Annotated in this window: 15 protein-coding genes; 4 read left to right on the top strand and 11 right to left on the bottom strand. The window is 70.3% G+C overall.

What is annotated here, in order from left to right; translation table 11 throughout:
- Positions 1-126 precede the first annotated feature (126 nt).
- The 8 genes from lysA to ACFV0T_RS38060 form a co-directional block, all read right to left on the bottom strand.
- Positions 127-1,515, bottom strand: a complete 1,389-nt coding sequence (gene lysA / locus ACFV0T_RS38095) for a diaminopimelate decarboxylase (protein WP_385789489.1) — start codon at positions 1,513-1,515, stop codon at positions 127-129.
- Positions 1,516-1,524: 9 nt separating this feature from the next.
- Positions 1,525-1,941: an SAV_915 family protein gene (locus ACFV0T_RS38090; RefSeq protein WP_385789487.1), complete on the bottom strand. Its 417-nt coding sequence runs from the start codon at positions 1,939-1,941 to the stop codon at positions 1,525-1,527.
- 330 nt (positions 1,942-2,271) lie between these two features.
- Positions 2,272-2,814: a DUF1707 domain-containing protein gene (locus tag ACFV0T_RS38085; RefSeq protein WP_385789485.1), complete on the bottom strand. Its 543-nt coding sequence runs from the start codon at positions 2,812-2,814 to the stop codon at positions 2,272-2,274.
- 283 nt (positions 2,815-3,097) lie between these two features.
- Positions 3,098-4,339 carry a glycoside hydrolase family 88 protein gene (locus tag ACFV0T_RS38080; protein ID WP_385789483.1) on the bottom strand — a complete coding sequence of 414 codons (1,242 nt, stop codon included), beginning with the start codon at positions 4,337-4,339 and terminating at the stop codon, positions 3,098-3,100.
- Positions 4,340-4,754: 415 nt separating this feature from the next.
- A complete protein-coding gene (locus tag ACFV0T_RS38075) occupies positions 4,755-5,471 on the bottom strand; it encodes an SDR family oxidoreductase (RefSeq protein ID WP_385789481.1) in 717 nt (238 codons plus the stop codon).
- A 145-nt stretch (positions 5,472-5,616) separates the two neighbouring features.
- On the bottom strand, positions 5,617-6,477 hold the full coding sequence (locus tag ACFV0T_RS38070; RefSeq protein WP_385789479.1) for a DUF427 domain-containing protein: 861 nt from the start codon (positions 6,475-6,477) through the stop codon (positions 5,617-5,619).
- Between the two features lie 71 nt (positions 6,478-6,548).
- Positions 6,549-6,971, bottom strand: a complete 423-nt coding sequence (locus ACFV0T_RS38065; RefSeq protein WP_385789477.1) for an ATP-binding protein — start codon at positions 6,969-6,971, stop codon at positions 6,549-6,551.
- Positions 6,972-7,047: 76 nt separating this feature from the next.
- Entirely contained in the window at positions 7,048-7,917 is an 870-nt protein-coding gene (locus ACFV0T_RS38060; RefSeq protein WP_385789475.1) for an alpha/beta fold hydrolase, read from the bottom strand.
- Positions 7,918-8,257: 340 nt separating this feature from the next.
- Between ACFV0T_RS38060 and ACFV0T_RS38055 the strand changes: the two genes are divergently transcribed.
- Positions 8,258-8,773, top strand: a complete 516-nt coding sequence (locus tag ACFV0T_RS38055; RefSeq protein WP_385789473.1) for a CGNR zinc finger domain-containing protein — start codon at positions 8,258-8,260, stop codon at positions 8,771-8,773.
- 86 nt (positions 8,774-8,859) lie between these two features.
- Here ACFV0T_RS38055 and ACFV0T_RS38050 read toward each other — a convergent pair whose 3' ends face one another.
- Positions 8,860-9,549, bottom strand: a complete 690-nt coding sequence (locus ACFV0T_RS38050) for a TMEM175 family protein (RefSeq protein ID WP_385789472.1) — start codon at positions 9,547-9,549, stop codon at positions 8,860-8,862.
- 286 nt (positions 9,550-9,835) lie between these two features.
- Here ACFV0T_RS38050 and ACFV0T_RS38045 point away from each other — a divergent pair, with 286 nt between their 5' ends.
- Both ACFV0T_RS38045 and ACFV0T_RS38040 read left to right on the top strand, forming a co-directional pair.
- Positions 9,836-11,587, top strand: coding sequence for an MOSC domain-containing protein (locus ACFV0T_RS38045; protein ID WP_385789470.1), 1,752 nt, complete (start codon positions 9,836-9,838; stop codon positions 11,585-11,587).
- A 252-nt stretch (positions 11,588-11,839) separates the two neighbouring features.
- Complete coding sequence (locus tag ACFV0T_RS38040) at positions 11,840-12,082, top strand: DUF5302 domain-containing protein (RefSeq protein WP_385789468.1); 243 nt, start codon at positions 11,840-11,842, stop codon at positions 12,080-12,082.
- 142 nt (positions 12,083-12,224) lie between these two features.
- On the opposite strand, the gene ACFV0T_RS38035 is transcribed toward ACFV0T_RS38040, so the two are convergent.
- Entirely contained in the window at positions 12,225-12,962 is a 738-nt protein-coding gene (locus ACFV0T_RS38035; protein ID WP_385789466.1) for an SDR family NAD(P)-dependent oxidoreductase, read from the bottom strand.
- 172 nt (positions 12,963-13,134) lie between these two features.
- On the opposite strand from ACFV0T_RS38035, the gene ACFV0T_RS38030 reads away from it, so the two are divergent.
- Positions 13,135-13,776: a TetR/AcrR family transcriptional regulator gene (locus ACFV0T_RS38030; RefSeq protein WP_385789465.1), complete on the top strand. Its 642-nt coding sequence runs from the start codon at positions 13,135-13,137 to the stop codon at positions 13,774-13,776.
- 317 nt (positions 13,777-14,093) lie between these two features.
- Here ACFV0T_RS38030 and ACFV0T_RS38025 read toward each other — a convergent pair whose 3' ends face one another.
- Complete coding sequence (locus tag ACFV0T_RS38025; protein ID WP_385789464.1) at positions 14,094-14,903, bottom strand: SDR family NAD(P)-dependent oxidoreductase; 810 nt, start codon at positions 14,901-14,903, stop codon at positions 14,094-14,096.
- Between the last annotated feature and the right edge of the window lie 359 nt (positions 14,904-15,262).

Genomic DNA, 15,262 nt, shown 5'->3' with positions numbered 1-15,262 from the left:
GGGCGGGGGGGGGGGCCGGGGCGGGGGGGGGGGGGCGCGTGGGTATGCTTTCAGCGCCGGGCGGGGGGGGGGGGGGGGGGGGCCCGGCCCGCCCCCCACGACGGGACACCGGAGCGGGACCGGGGACTACAGCCCGATGTCCCGCTGGTGCATGTCGTCCAGCGTCTCGCGGCGTACGAGGACGCGGGCGGTGCCTTCGGAGACCGCGACCACCGGGGGCCGGCCGACGAGGTTGTAGGTGGACGCCATGGAGAGGTGATAGGCACCGGCCGCAGGCACGGCGAGCAGGTCGCCGGGGGCTATGTCGCCGGGAAGCGCCACGTTCTCCGCGAGGACGTCGCCCGCCTCGCAGTGCCGGCCCACGACAGTGACCAGCCGGGGCGGGACGCTGGACGGGCGCCCGACCAGCCGGGGCGCGTACCGCACCCCGTACAGCGCGGGCCTCGGGTTGTCGCTCATGCCGCCGTTGACGGCGACAAAGGTGTGCTCCCCGGTGCGCTTGACCGAGACGACCTGGTAGACGGCGACTCCGGCGGGGCCGGCGATCGCCCGTCCGGGTTCGAGGGTGAGCCGGGGCACTGGGAGCCCGACGCGGGAGCAGCCGTCTTCGAGCTCGGCACGCACCCGGCCGGCCAGGACACCGACGTCCAGGCTCTCCTCGCCAGGACGGTAGGCGATGCCGTGACCGCCGCCGATGTTCAGCTCGGGCAGGGTGACGCCGTGCTGGTCGCGGATCCTGGCCATCAGCCCGATCACCCGGCGCATGGCCGCGACGTAGGGCTTCACGGAGGAGATCTGCGAGCCGAGGTGGCAGTGCAGGCCGACCAGTTCGAGGCGCGGTTGGTCGAGGATGCGGCTGACGGCGTGCTGAGCGGACCCGTCCGTGATCGACAGGCCGAACTTCTGGTCTTCGGTCCCGGTACGTATCTTGGCGTGCCCGCCCGCTGCGATGCCGGGGACCACCCGCACCATGACCTTCTGGCGGCTGTCGGCGGGAGTGAGCGCGGCCAGCCGGGCGATCTCCAGGGTGTTGTCCACGACGATGCGGCCGACGCCGAGCGCGAGCGCCGCACCCAGATCCTCTGGGCTCTTGGCGTTGCCGTGCATCACGATCTTCTCGGGCGGGAAGCCGGTGGTGCCGGCGAGCGCGAGCTCTCCGGCGGAGCAGACATCGAGGCCAAGGCCCTCCTCCTGCACCCAGTGCGCCATCGCGCGGCACAGGAACGCCTTGGCCGCGTAGACGATGTCGGCTTCGGGGAACGCCGTGCGGTACGTGCGGCAGCGTTCGCGGACCTCCTGCTCGTCGAGCACGTAGACGGGTGTGCCGAAGCGGTGGGCGACCTCGGTGAGGGAGACCCCGCCGACCTGGACGTCGCCGTCGGCGGCGGGCCGGGCGGAGCGGGGCCAGACGGAGAGACCGTCGGCGTCCTTGGTGTCGGCGACATCGGCGGCGTCCAGGGGCTGGAGCGGTTGCCGAAGGGACGGGTCCCGCAGGGGGGTGTTCTGGATGGACATGGTGTCTCCTCAGCCGATCAGCAGATTCAGGCACGCGACGACGGCGGCGGCGCCGGTCACCCGCAGGGCGCCGACGTGCTCGGGGTGCCAGCGGTGCCAGGAGTTCTCGCGCTCACGGACCGTGGCCGCGGAGCGGTCGGCGGCGGGAGCGGAGAGGGGAGGGTCGACGGTGAGGTCGGTGACACCGAGAGGCGCGGCGAGCGCGCGCAGCGCGGGTTCGGAGAGCTTGATGCTGGCCTGGTCCGGGCCCAGCGTGGCGGTCAGCTTCTCCGCCGAGGTGAAGGCTACGGCCGTACGGCCGCCCAGAGGGGTGCGGAAGAATCGGGCCGTACAGCCCGCGGGCCCCGACCGGACAGGTACGAAGAGAAGTCCGGCCGGGAAGCGTTCAGAGGGCTCGGGATCCTCGGCATGATCGACTGGAGACATGGTGCTGCTCCTCGAAGAAGGCGACTGCGCCGCCCGGACGGTCCGACCGGGCGCTTCGACGAAGCTAAGCCCGCGCGACCAGGGGCGGGTCCCCTCACTGACGCATGCTTGACGGGGAGCCCCGTACCCATAACGCGCTGCTGACGGTGTGAAGAGGCCTGGTCGGCGTCGGGGCGGATGGTTTGCCGACGTGGCCGGCGCAGTCGAGGTCTGCCGTCTACGTCGTCCCTGGCGCCATCAGCACGTCCTTCTCCTCAGCCTGAACGCCGTGTGCGGGGGTGCACACACGCACCCCCGCACAGCCTCCGACAGCCGGCGTCGGATCGGGCCTCAACGCCGGGCGTGGCGGATCTTCAAGCGTCCGAACCCCATGGTTCCGGAGATCCGGATCCTCGGCCCGCCGGGGCGTGGGTGACTCCGGGTCTTGTACAGCAAGGCCTTCCAGCCGGTATGCAGATCCTCAGTGTCGACGACCGCGTCGCGAGGCACCGTGATCTTGGCCTTGCCGGTGCCGAGTTGCAGCTCGATGTCGACCACCGGGTGCTCGATGACCGCCCGGGACAGGTCCAAGTGCACGCTCCCGAACGCGGACTCGACCTTGAGGATCCGAGGTACGCGCCATACGCCGCGCCGCTGGATACGTCCGCTCGCGGCGGCAATCGTGGACGTGGTGGCCGCCTTCTGCTCCGGGAGCGAGGCCAGAGCCGACACGAGTTCGCCGTGCGTCCTGGCGGTGAGCGACCGGTGGAGGCGTTCGTCCAACTCCTCGTGCGAGATGTGCCCTTCGGCGTACGCCTCCTGCAGGCGCTGTACGGCCGTGTCGCGGTCGTCTTCTCTGATCAGTCGCGTCGGATCATCCGGCAGAGAGGTCACCGCTTCACTTTAGTGCTGTGCCGACGATGCGAACGCGTCGAGGCCCGTCGCGGGCGGGGCATCCGACAGGGCCGCACTCGCTGCTGGGCGCGACGCGCGGGCGGCGTGGTGTCGCTGCGTGGCGGAGGTGGGTTCGGCCACGATGAGGATGCCGACTGCCGCTGCCGATTGCCGATTGCCGACCGCCGTCTGCCGGTGAGGCGGAGCCGGAGGGCGCGATCCCGGACGGAACCCCTTCGAGAGTCCCGGATTCCGGGACCGGGCCGCTCCCGCTGTCCGCCTGTCACACCGAGGAGAGGTCGATCGCGCGGTCGACGTCGGTGGGCCGCAGGACGCGGAGGATGCCTTCCAGGAGGTAGTAGTCGCCGTAGGGGACGGAGACCTCGATGCCGTCCTCGGCGGGGCGGTTGCGGGTGGCGCGGGCGAGGACGGCTTGGGCGCGGGTGGACCGGGTGGTGAGACAGGTGGTGGCGAGGGCGGTCAGGATGCGCAGGGCGGCCTCGCGGTAGGCGGGGCGGCCGGTGGCGGCGGAGAGGTCGAGAAGGCCGCATGCCAGGACGGCGCCGGCGGAGGAGTCCTTGATGTCGTACGGCTGTTGGGGCGCGAGGTAGTCCCAGACCGGGACGTTGTCGGGGGTGAGGGCGCCGAGCGCGTAGTCCGCCAGCTTCGTCGCCGTGGCGAGGAACTGCGGGTCGCCGGTGCGCCGGTGCATGGTGGTGAAGCCGTAGACGCCCCAGGCCTGGCCGCGGGACCAGCAGGAGGACGGGCTGTAGCCCTGGACCGTGTTGGGGCCGAGGGGGGCGCCGGTGGCCGGGTCGAAGTCGTAGACGTGCGGGGTGGAGCCGTCCGGGCGCGGGAAGTAGCGCTGGGCGGTGCGGGCGTGGGCGACGGCGGCGTCGAGGTAGCGCGGGTCCCCGGTCTGCTTGCTCGCGAAGGTCAGCAGGTCGAGGTTCATCATCGTGTCCATGATGACGCGGCCCGCGTTGGCGCTTTCGTTCAGTGCGCCCCAGGCCCGGATGAACCGTCCCGCGCTGTTGTACCGCTTGACGAGCGAGGACGCCGCTTGGAGCGCCCCGTCGCGCCACTTGGGGTCGCCGGTGAGCCGCCAGGCGGTGACCCACGACGGGTAGAAGAGGAAGCCGAGGTCGTGGGTTGCGGTGTCGGTGCGCCGCGGGGCGAGCCGGTCGGCCGAGGCGAGGGCCAGGGAGCGGAACTGGGCGTCGCCGCTGTGCAGCCAGGCCATCCACAGCGTGCCCGGCCAGAAGCCGCCGACCCAGTCGCCGTTGTCGGAGTAGGTCCACTTCTCGAACTTCGTGATGACGGGGAACGACGTGACGCCGGGGGCGACCGCCCTCAGCTTGGTCACGGCGTAGTCCGCCGCCGTGCGCAGGGTTCGTACGGTCTCGGCCGGGTCGGGGGCCGGGGCCGCGGCGAAGGGCGTGGCCTGCGCGGAGGGTGCGAGAGCGGTCGTCGCGGCCGCGGCGCCGGCCGCGGTGGTCAGCAGGTGTCGCCGGGAGAGGCTCATGGGGGCCCGCCGTTTCGAGTGGGGGACAGATCATGAAGAGGCGAGGCAAGAGTTGCACGGCCTTCAGCGCGCTGTATATCTACGTGGCGCGAGTTTATGTACATGAACACACGGAGGTGGCGAATTTTGGCTTGCCGCAGCACTTGACTGGAACGAAGTGGAGTTCCGGGTGCTGCGACTCTGTTCATGGAGAGAGTCAGCACCCCTGTATGTGAACTATGATCGGGCCGGACTGGGCAAGAACCCGCGTATATGGGATCTGGCTCTCGCCGGCCGAACCGGCGTCGCCGAGGGGAGGGCGGCGCCTTCCTCGGCGCCGGTCTGGCCGTATTCGTCTGCGTGGCCGCGCCCGCGGCCCGGGTGGACGTACGTCACCGGGCCGCGGAAGGCAGGGTCTGGTTGTCGGCCCCCGCGGTCAGACGAGGGGCTGGCCGCCGTCGACGGGGAGGCAGACGCCGGTCAGGAAGGTGTTCGTGAGTGCGAAGAGGATCGCGTGCGCCACGTCCTCAGGGGTGCCGATGCGGCGCGCGGGGTTGGCCGCGGAGAGTCGGCCGAACAGTTCGGCCTTGCCCTGCTCGCCGAGGGCGTCCCACGCGCCGGTGTCGATCGTGCCGGGCGAGACCGCATTCACCCGGATCGGCGCCAGTTCCACGGCCAGGGAACGTACGACAGTGTTGACGGCGCCGTTGGTCGCGGCGACCGCGAGGAATCCGGGGTCGGGTTCGAGCGCGGCCACACCGGAGAGCAGGACGAAGGAGCCGCTCTCGGGCATGGTCGGCGCGAAGTGCTTGGTGAGCATGATCGGGCCGACCACCTTCGTGTGGAACGACCGCAGGATCGCGTCGGGTTCCAGTTCGGCGACGGCGCCTCGGGCCCGGGCGGACGCGGCGCAGACCACGTGGTCGACGACGCCGACTTCTGCTGCCAGGGCCGTGATCGAGCCCTCGTCGGTCACGTCGACCGTGGCGACCGTGGCGGCGCTCCGCCGGTAACTTTCCCGCAGGGCTGCCCGGTTCCGGCCGGCCGCGATGACGCGGGCGCCCTCCTGCATGGCGGCGTCGCTGACAGCCCGGGCGATGCCGCTGCCGCGGCCCACCACGAGAACCGTCTTGTCCTTGAGGGTTGTCGACACGGAAATCCCTCCTTCTGATCGCTCCGCCCAGCGGCCGGGAACCTGCGCCGGCCTTCGTCTCGGACGGTTCTGACCTGTGTCTCGTCATCCGCGACCCCGGGTAGTTCGGCTACCGGGTGCGGACGGGGTCGGGCGTGCGCCCGAGTCAGCGGGCTTTGGCCTCGTTCGCGTCCAAGCCGCGGTCGACGCCGTGTGAGATGACGTTCTGCCCGGGTTCGGGGAGCAGTCGCGTCCCGTCGAGGTGGACCTCGACCTTGTCCGCCTCGAAGGACACCATGCCGCTGATCCGTTCCACTTCCCGGTAGGCGTCTGGGTACGTCCAGGCGGCGCGGCGCGCTTCGCCGATGTCGTAGTAGTCGCACAGCCCCTTGTAGGGGCAGAAGGTCTGGCCTTCGACGGGATGCAGTCGGCTCTCGTCGATGTCGGCGCGCGGCACGTACCAGCGCGGCGCGAATCCGGACTCGTAGAGCACGACGGGGTTTTCGGAACGGGCGATCACGGTGTCGCCGAGTCGGACGTCCAGGGTGCGGGAGGTGTCACGGACGTCGATGCGGTGGTACGGGTCCGCGGCGTGTCCCAGGATGCGTTCGTCCTCCTCGTGGAAGGCGTCCATCGCCCGCCAGGCGAAGGCGACGCGTCCCCGGAGCTCGGCGGCGTGTCCCGGCAGGTCGGTGAACTCCCAGGCGGCGCGTTCGGTGGTGCGCTCTCCGACGTGCACCGTGTACCAGGCGGTGTCTCCGAGGTCTTTGTGATGCGTGACCCGGCCGGTCGGGACCAAGGCCTGTCGGTCGATGTCCTCGCGAGGGAAATAGGCGACGGGATAGCGGCCCGGCTCGTGGAGCAGGATCACGTTCTCGCTGTCGGCGACCCAGGTGTCGGCGAACCGCACCCGCATGCGGCGGCGCAGTCGCTCCGCGAACAGGAGTCGTTCGGGCAGGGGTTCGGGCGTGAGGAAGTGTCCGATGGCGCCTGCGGAGAGGGGGCCTTGTTGCCAGGACAGTCCCATGGCGTGCTCCTTCCGGAGGATGAGGGCGCGGCTGACCACGTCCTCGGGTGGTGTGGTCGTCGTGGAGAAGGTCAGGGCGTGCAGGAACAGCGGGAGATGTGGGCTTCGGGCCGTCGGAAGCAGGTCCAGACGGCTTTGCTGCTGTCCGCGTCGGTGCGGACTCCCCACGTGTCGCAGAGTTCCTCGACGATGCGCATGCCTCGCCCGTCTTCCGCGTCGAGTGAGCGGGGCGGGACGCGGACGGGGGAGTGGCGGGTGCCGTCGTGCACTTCGACGTGGAGGCACAGCGGGCGCCGCACGAGGCGGATCAGGTAGTCGTGGCCGTCGAGGCTGCCGTGCTGGACGGCGTTGCCGGCCAGTTCCGAGACGCAGAGCCGGATGTCGTCGCCACGTCGGCATCCGCCCCAGCCGTCAAGGGCCTGCATGGCGAACTCGCGGGCGGCGCGTACGGTCTGCGGGGTGGCGCTGAAGGCGCGTTGGGCGAGGTGTTGCATGGCGTAGTCCTTTGCCTGCCACAGCGGGGGAGGCGCCTGGTCTGCGGGCCGCCGCGGCCGCTGCGGGTTCCGCGTGTCAGGCGATGACGCGGGCCAGGAAGTCGCGGATGTGCTCGGTGATGGTGTCGAAATGGCTCTCCAGGGCGAAGTGGCCGGAGTCGACCAGGTGGATCTCGGCGTCCGGCAGGTCCTGGCGGAATGCCTCCGCGCCCGCGGGGCCGAAGATCTCGTCGTTGGCTCCCCAGACCGCCAGGACGGGGACCTGGGATTCGCGGAAGTACTGGTGGACCTGCGGGTAGAGGTCCACGTTGGTCGGGTAGTCGCGGAAGAGCCTGAGCTGGATCTCGTCGTTGCCGGGGCGGTCCAGCAGTGCCTGGTCGTGGACCCAGTTGTCGGGGCTGACCAGGCTGGGGTCGGCGACCCCGTTCACGTACTGCCAGCGGGTGATCTCGGGAGTGAGCGCGCCTCGCATGGGAGCCTCGGTGTCCGGTCCCGGCGCCTGGGCGTAGGCGAACACGCCGTCCCAGAAGGGCTTGACGAAGCCCTCCTCGTAGGCGTTGCCGTTCTGGGTGATGATCGCGGTGACGCGGCCCGGGTCCAGGAGTGCGAGGCGCCAGCCGATGGGGGCGCCGTAGTCCTGCACGTACATCGCGAACCTGTCGACGCCCACCTGCTGGAGCAGGCCGGCGGTGACGTCGGTGAGGGCCTCGAAGGTGTAGGGGAAGTCCTGGAGCGAGGGCATCGCGGACTGGCCGAAGCCGATGTGGTCGGGGGCGATCACGTGGTAACGGTCGGCGAGCGCCGGGATCAGGTGGCGGAACATGTGCGAGCTGGTCGGGAAGCCGTGGAGGAGCACGACCGTGGGCGCCTCGGGATCGCCCGCCTCGCGGTAGAAGACCTGGAGGCCGTCGACGGTGGCGGTGCGGTGGTGGACCGGGAAGGTCATTTGTCTAACCCTTCATCTGTGCTTCAGTGGTTATATATCCAGTCGAGCACGCTCTATCTAACCTGTCAAGCGCATTTTGAAGGTTAGATAGCCATGACGGTCGGGTCGGCTCGCACCTGGGTGGCGGAGCGGAATGTGGCCCTGCTTCGCCTTCGTCCGTGATCGTCAGCCAGCCGGCGAGCCGGCCAGCCGGCCGGCCGGGCTGGCCGTCAGGGTGCGCACGTTCTGGGTGGCTACCGTGAAGCTAAATGAAGCTAACCAATGAAACTTACCCACCTGGTTAGATTGCAGTGCGTCGGGTAACCTGCAAAGGGCAACAATCCAGTTAGGTGGTGTGAGGGTGGCCGACCGAGAAGAACAGGACACACTGCTCGAACTCCTCAACAGCACGCCGGTGGTCAATGGCGTCGCCCAGGACCACCTGGCGGATCCGGAAGCGGCCAGGTCCTGGCTGCGGGCCCACGGCGGCAGCGGAGCAGAGGACGAGATCCACGGCCTCGTGCGGGCCCGCGACGCACTTCAGGACGTGGTGCGCGGCGACAGCCCCGCCACGGCACTGGCTCCCTTCCTGAAGGGCCTCACCTCGCGACCCCGTCTCACGCCAGAGGGCGTGTCGTGGGAGATGGACGAGATTCCCGCGGACCGCCGAACGGCGGCGCGAGCCGTTCTGGCGTGGAGCGACGTGCAGCAGACGTTGCCCGGTCGGCTGCGGCCGTGCGCCAACCCGGACTGCCGGCTGTTCCTCATCGATCGCAGCAAGACCAACAAGGCCCGCTGGTGTTCGATGGCCGTGTGCGGCAACCGTATGAAGGCGAGGCGTCACTACCAGCGCACCCGCGAAGCCGCGGCTGATTAGGACTCCCGGTGGTGGGCTGCGCGCCGGTGAAGCAGCAGCCCCGCGTGCCCCTTGCGGAAGACCACGGCAAGTGACGGCCGTCCGGTTCACGACCGGCGGTCACGGCGTCGCCCACGCGTGGCCCCCGCGAGCTCGCCCGCGATGGGAAGCCAGTAGTAGAGGACGAAGGCGGCGATCACGGCCACACCGAGCACGGGCAGCAGAGCGCCGAGCAGCGTTCCTGCGGCGAGCCATACAAGGGCGAGCCGGAAGCGCCGGCTGACGGCCGCCACGCCGGCCGCGTCGATGGTGGTGGAGAGCAGCCGGCGGTCACGACGGACGTATCCCCAGATGACGTTGAACAAGATGGCCAGGAATTCGAAGGCCGCGCCATGAAGGACGACCGAGGTGCGCTCCCCGTGACCGTCACGGAACGCCTCGGCCAGCACGGAGGCGGCGAACGGCAGGAACGCCACGTCCATCAGCAGCAGGGTGTTGAGGAAGAGCACTACGCGGTCGGCGCTGCGGATGTGGTCGAACATGATGTGGTGGTTGGCCCACACCTGTCCGATCAGCATGAAGGTGAGGACGTAGGCCAGATAGGACGGCCAGAGGGCGGCGAGGCCGTGCAGCAGGTGGCTGGTGTCGTGCGGCGGACGGATCTCCAGGACGAGAAGCGTGATGGCGATGGCGATCACCGCGTCGCTGAACGCGACCACCCGCGCCGGATCGCGCTCCACCCCGAACGACGTCGCCCCGCTTCCCGATCCGTCCGATCCCTGAACATGCTCTGTCATCGCCCCACTCTCCGGCACCGCACGCTCCTCGGCGGGTAACCGAGAAGCGTTTCTCGGGCGCTGCGTGGCCCGGCGGTCCGGGGCCGCGATCCCCTTCCTGGTGGGTGATACGCCACCTCACGAGGGACGAAAACCGCGCTCCTGCAGCGTCCTAGCGTCCAGCGACACCGAACTCCGGGATCGCGGAATCGTGGCGGAACCGGACAAGAACTAGGATCGGCCCCAGCGCACAGACCACAGCGCCATGAGGGGTCGTCCTGCCGGCCACCCCGCAGGAGGTTCGCAAATGGCGACGCTGCTGTCCGTCAACGTAGGGATGCCCAAGGACGTCTCCTGGGAGGGAAGGACCGTCCACACCGGAGCGTGGAAGGCACCCGTCCAGGGCCCGCGCATGGTCCGGAGCCTGAATGTGGAAGGGGACGGCCAGGGCGATCTGGCCGGGCACGGCGGCGACATCCGAGCCGTCCTCGTCTATCAGCTGGAGTCCTACCAGTACTGGCAGAAGGAACTCGGCCGCGACGACCTGACCTTCGGGATGTTCGGAGAGAACTTCACCGTCGAGGGGCTGCCCGACGTCGACGTGTGCATCGGCGACCGGTACCGCATCGGCGACGCCGAATTCGAGGTCACCCAGCCTCGCGTCACCTGCTACCGGGTCGGCATGCGCCTGGGGGAACCCGCCATGGCCTCCCTCCTGGTCGCTCACCACCGCCCCGGCTTCTACCTACGTGTGATCAGCGAAGGGCGAGTCCAGGCCGGCGACGTGATCGTCCTGACCCGCAAGGGCCCGGAAGAGCTCAGCGTCGCCGACACCGACGCGCTGCTCTACCTGCCCGATCGCGACCCGGCGAAGCTCCGCAAAGCTCTGAGCATCCCCGCCCTCAGCCCCGGATGGCAGCAGTCCTTCCGAGAACTCGCCGCCGCTCAGCAGCCGGGAGGGGCGGGCGAGCACACTGGCACGCAGCAGCGCGCCACGGCGCCGGGATGGCCGGGCTTCAGACCCATGCGCATCGCCCGCATCGTCCCCGAGGCCCCCGGCATCTCCTCGGTCTACCTCGACACCACCGACGGCACACCCCTCCCCGAGGCCCGCCCCGGCCAGTACCTCTCCATCCGCCTCACCACCGGCGGTTCGGCCCCCGCCGTACGCACCTACTCCCTTTCCGCCATGCCCGCGGCCGACACCTACCGCATCAGCGTCAAGCACGAGCCGCACGGCCAGGTGAGCGGCTACATCCACGCCTCGCTCCGCCCCGGTGACCTCGTGGACATCGCCAGCCCGCGCGGAACGTTCGTACTCGAACAAGGCACCAGCCCGGTCGTCCTCGTCTCCGCGGGGATCGGTGCCACTCCCGTGCTCGCGATGCTCCACCGACTCGCCGCCGTACGAGACCCACGCCCCGTCTGGTGGGTCCACATCGCCCACGACCGCGCGCACCACGCCTTCGCGGACGAGGCCCACGCCCTCCTGTCCCAACTCCCCGAAGCGCACGAGCACATCTACTACAGCCGCGGAACCCCACGTCCCGACGAGGCCCACGTCACCGAAGGCCGGCCGACCGCCCTCTCGCTCACGGACATGGGCATCCCCACCGACGCCGACGCCTATCTCTGCGGACCAGTCGCGTTCATGGACGACTTCGGCGGCTTCCTGCGCGATCACGGTCTGCGCCCCGAGCGGATCCATGCGGAACAGTTCAGCGCCCTTTCCGCCATCACCCCCGGCATCGCCCCGGCCGCCGCGACCCGGCCGCACCAACCACCCGGACCCACCGGCACCGGCCCCCTCATCACTTTCGCCCGCAGCGGCATCGCCGCCCCCTGGTCACCCGCTCACGCGTCCCTCCTCGAGCTCGCCGAAGCCTGCGACATCCCCACCCGCTGGTCCTGTCGCACCGGCGTCTGCCACACCTGCGTCACCCCGCTCGTGGCAGGCGACATCACCTACACCACCCCACCCCTCGAACTCCCCGAGGCCGGCACGGTCCTCGTCTGCTGCAGCCGACCGACGACCACCGAAGTCGTGCTCGACCTCTGATCGGCCGACACGGGCAGCAGCCGGTTTCGGCCGGAGAACCTCGACCTGAGGCGTGCACGTGAACGCCCCTCGGTCGCACGCCTTGGTCCGTCCCGGCAGGCGCTGCCGACCCTCGCCCCTGTTTCCTGCCGAGAGCCAGGACGAGGCCTGTCAGGGCGCCCGCGCCGAGCATCGCCGGACCGAGCCGGGTGCCTCGCGCAGGGTCCGGCATGACAAGCTGGGCTCTCCACCGTCCGAACCCAGGAGGTCCCCATGACTGAAGAGTCTCCAACCCAAGACGGTTCGGAGCTGGCAGACACCTCGGCTCCTGGCCTCGCGCCCGATGACGAGGGCAACTACGACCTGAAGCGCAAGTTCCGTGAGGCCCTGGCCCGCAAGCGCGCCCAGCAGGCGGAGGCCGCCGACCTCGCGGCGAATCCCGAGGCGTCGAAGATCCGCGGCACGCATGGCCCGGCTGCGAGCCAGCGGTCCTTCCGACGCAAGAGCGGCGGCTGAGTCCCGCGCTGATCGACTGAGGGATTTCGACGGGACGCGGCCCGGCGCCATACGGATGGTGCCGGGCCGCGTCCTGCCCGGAGCGAGTCGTACACCGTTGAACTGGATCTACGGGGCCCGGGTCTTCCCCGCGGCCCCGGGTTCAGCGGGTCTGGTCGGTCGGTCGGACCAGGATCTCGTTGACGGCGACGTGCCCGGGCTGGGTGACCGCGTAGAGGACCGCGCCCGCGATGTCCTCGGGCTGGAGCGTCCGCATGGACTCCGCCATGTTCTTTGCCATGGCGTGGATGGCCGGGTCGGTGATGTGGCCGGCCAGCTCGGTCGCCACGAATCCGGGCTCGATGACGACGACGCGTACGCCGCGCTCCGTGACCTCCTGCCGCAACGCCTCGGAGAATGCGGTGATGCCGAACTTGGTGGCCGCGTAGACGCCGCCGGCGGCCGAGGCCGTTCTCCCTGAGGTGGAGGAGATCTGGACCACCGCGCCTTTGGACCGGAGCAGATGAGGCAGCGCGGCATGGACCGTGTACATCGAGCCGAGCAGATTCGTCTCCACCATCCGCGTCCACTCCGTGGTGTCCGCGCCCAGGATCATGCCGCTCAGCATGACACCCGCGTTGTTCACCACGATGTCGAGGGCTCCGAACCTCTCGACGGTCGCCGCGACCCCGTCCTGCACCGACTGCCGGTCGGTCACGTCCAGGTCGAGCACCAGGGTCTCACCCGGGGCGTCCTCGGCCAGCGACTTCAGTCGGTCCGCCCTGCGGGCCCCGACGGCCACTCTCGCCCCCGCGTTCGACAGGGCGAGCGCCGTGGCCCGGCCGATGCCCGATGACGCGCCGGTGACCAGGGCGACCTTTCCTTCAAGGGTGGTGCTCACGTCTTCCTCCAAGGGGTGGGTGGTGGTGTGGCAGGCCGCGCCGAAGCCCGGACCAGAACCAGGGCGTGGGCGGGCGGCACGGCAGAAAGTGACCGTTGGGTCATGTTGAGCGTAGCACCGAACCTGACCATCGGGTCATGTTGTTGGTAGACTCCGCGGTGAGGAGGTACACATGACCGGCACGACGGGTGCACCGAGTGCGAGAGCGGACATGGTGCGCAACCGGCACCTGCTCCTTGCGGCGGCGACCGCGGCCTTCGCCGAGTGCGGGGTGGACGTGTCGATGGGCGAGATCGCCCAGCGCGCAGGCGTCGCCAAGGGCACGGTGTTCCGGCACTTCGCCACGAAGGACGATCTCCTCGCGGCGATCATGCTCCAGCTGCTCGACCGGCTCATCGGCGCTGCGGACCGGCTTCTGGAGGCGGACGACGCGGGGGAGGCGCTACGGGAGTTCATGACCACCGGGGTCGAGTCGCTCGCCGCCGACCGGGCGTTCTGCGAGGTGATCGGCAGGCCCTCCCTGCAGCACGCGGAGGTGCGGGACGCGATCGACCGCCTCTGTGAGGTCGTGGAGGCCCTCACGGACCGGGCGCGCGAAAGCGGAGCGATCCGGAGCGACATCACGGGAACGGACATCGTCCTGCTCCTCGGCGGTATTCACCAGACGGCAGCACCTCTGCTGCCTGCTCAGCCGCAGGCTTGGCGCCGCTATCTGGAACTGGCCTTCGACGGCCTGTGCTCCGCCGACGCCCGCGAGCTTCCGTACCCACCGCCCACCGTCCTGCGCATCAACGACCCGTCCGCTGTCGGCTGACCACCGCGACACACCGGGGCGCGGGCCTACGAGCGGGCCACGGACAGGCCACGGCTGAATTTGTCGCATACGTGCTGTCAGCTCGCAGCCGGTGAGGGTGAGGGCGGGCTGGCGCGGGCGAGCGATGCCGGACATGGGCCGGAGGGGGCGGCGGGCGGGGGTGACGCGGCGTGTGCGACCGCTGCCGTCGCCCCGCCCGCGGGGCGGGTCAGCGCCGACCGGCCTTGTGACCGTGGTCGGCGATCCTCTTGCGCCCGATCCTCTTCTCGCGGGAACGCTTCGAGATGGGGATCGACTCCTTTGTGTGGTGGTCGAGTTCAGTCTCTGCGGCCGACGAGGAGGTCGGCGAGCCTGTTGAGGCGCCGGACAGTGCGGTCCTCGGTGGCGGCCGGTGCCGGTTCGACACGTTCGGCGCGGTCGAAGTAGGCGCCGTTGACGATCTCGACGGTCGGGTCGCACAGGCGGGCCACGTACGAGGCTCCTTCGGCGGCGGTGACGCCTTCGTGGGCGTACAGCGGGAGCAGGGCGGTGTCGCAGACGCCGGGGTGGACGGAGACCGCGGTGACGCGTGGGTCGGCGGCGAACACCGTCAGGGCCAGCTGGGACTGGGCGTACGCGGCGAGGCGGGAGTAGCGGCGGGCGCGGTGGGGATCGGCCCAGGAGATCGCGGCGGTGCGGTGCAGGGAGGAGGAGACGTTGACGACGCGGCCTCCGGGGTCGCTGGTGAGTGACGGCTCCAGAAGGCAGGTCAGCAGGTAGTGGGCGAGGAAGTTCACCTGGAAGGCGATCTCGTTGCCGTCCGCGGTGATGGTGTGCTGCTCCGGGGCCGCCATGCCCGCGTTGTTGACCAGGACGTCCAGGTGCGGGTGCTCGGCCGCGACTTTGCGGGCCAGGGCCTCGACTTCGTCGAGGCGGGTGAAGTCGGCGGCGTAGGTGCCCAGCCGGTCGGCCGCGATGCCGGCGGTGGCGATGAGACGGTCGGCGGCGGCGAGGGCTTCCTCGGCGGTACGGCCGTGCAGCAGGACGGTCGTACCGCGCTCGGCAAGCAGCCGGGCGGTCTCGTACCCGATGCCGGAGGTGGCGCCCGTGACGAGGACGGTACGGGAGGGGAGGTCGGAGTCAGACATGGTCCATCCAGGTGTGTGGCACGGCGCTCACCCCGGGAGGGCCGGCATCCGTGCGGGGAGGAAAGAGAAGGGGCGCCGGACGGGATCACGGCGCCCTGGAACTGCGGAAGTTCGCGTCAGCGAGAGGCGGACACGGGTGCTTCCGGACAGCGCGGCGCACGACGCAGCGGCCGAGTGGGACTCGGCGGCCGGTCGAAAAGGAGCCAGGCGCTGTTCACGTGTCCCATCGAAGCCGCCCCGTTCGCCGCGGACAAGCTCGGCCCTCGTTCCCTGACGTGGTTCTGACGTGCGCATACGGGCCCTTGACCCGCTGGGCCGGCCCACGAACGGGCCCATGGCTCAACCGAGGCCGGGCGCAC

It is taken from the genome of Streptomyces sp. NPDC059582 (assembly GCF_042735715.1).
Lineage (GTDB): Bacteria > Actinomycetota > Actinomycetes > Streptomycetales > Streptomycetaceae > Streptomyces.
The sequence above is the reverse complement of the archived record's forward strand: the minus strand, read 5'-3'. Positions and strand labels throughout refer to the sequence as shown.

Bases quoted from the DNA above. Each gene is read 5' to 3' on its own strand.
- ACFV0T_RS38060 (WP_385789475.1), bottom strand. From the start codon at position 7,917: ATGACCTTCCCGGTCCACCACCGCACCGCCACCGTCGACGGCCTCCAG.
- ACFV0T_RS38080 (WP_385789483.1), bottom strand. From the start codon at position 4,339: ATGAGCCTCTCCCGGCGACACCTGCTGACCACCGCGGCCGGCGCCGCG.
- lysA (WP_385789489.1), bottom strand. From the start codon at position 1,515: ATGTCCATCCAGAACACCCCCCTGCGGGACCCGTCCCTTCGGCAACCG.
- ACFV0T_RS38065 (WP_385789477.1), bottom strand. From the start codon at position 6,971: ATGCAACACCTCGCCCAACGCGCCTTCAGCGCCACCCCGCAGACCGTA.
- ACFV0T_RS38090 (WP_385789487.1), bottom strand. From the start codon at position 1,941: ATGTCTCCAGTCGATCATGCCGAGGATCCCGAGCCCTCTGAACGCTTC.
- ACFV0T_RS38030 (WP_385789465.1), top strand. From the start codon at position 13,135: ATGACCGGCACGACGGGTGCACCGAGTGCGAGAGCGGACATGGTGCGC.
- ACFV0T_RS38025 (WP_385789464.1), bottom strand. From the start codon at position 14,903: ATGTCTGACTCCGACCTCCCCTCCCGTACCGTCCTCGTCACGGGCGCC.
- ACFV0T_RS38050 (WP_385789472.1), bottom strand. From the start codon at position 9,549: ATGACAGAGCATGTTCAGGGATCGGACGGATCGGGAAGCGGGGCGACG.
- ACFV0T_RS38040 (WP_385789468.1), top strand. From the start codon at position 11,840: ATGACTGAAGAGTCTCCAACCCAAGACGGTTCGGAGCTGGCAGACACC.
- ACFV0T_RS38070 (WP_385789479.1), bottom strand. From the start codon at position 6,477: ATGGGACTGTCCTGGCAACAAGGCCCCCTCTCCGCAGGCGCCATCGGA.
- ACFV0T_RS38045 (WP_385789470.1), top strand. From the start codon at position 9,836: ATGGCGACGCTGCTGTCCGTCAACGTAGGGATGCCCAAGGACGTCTCC.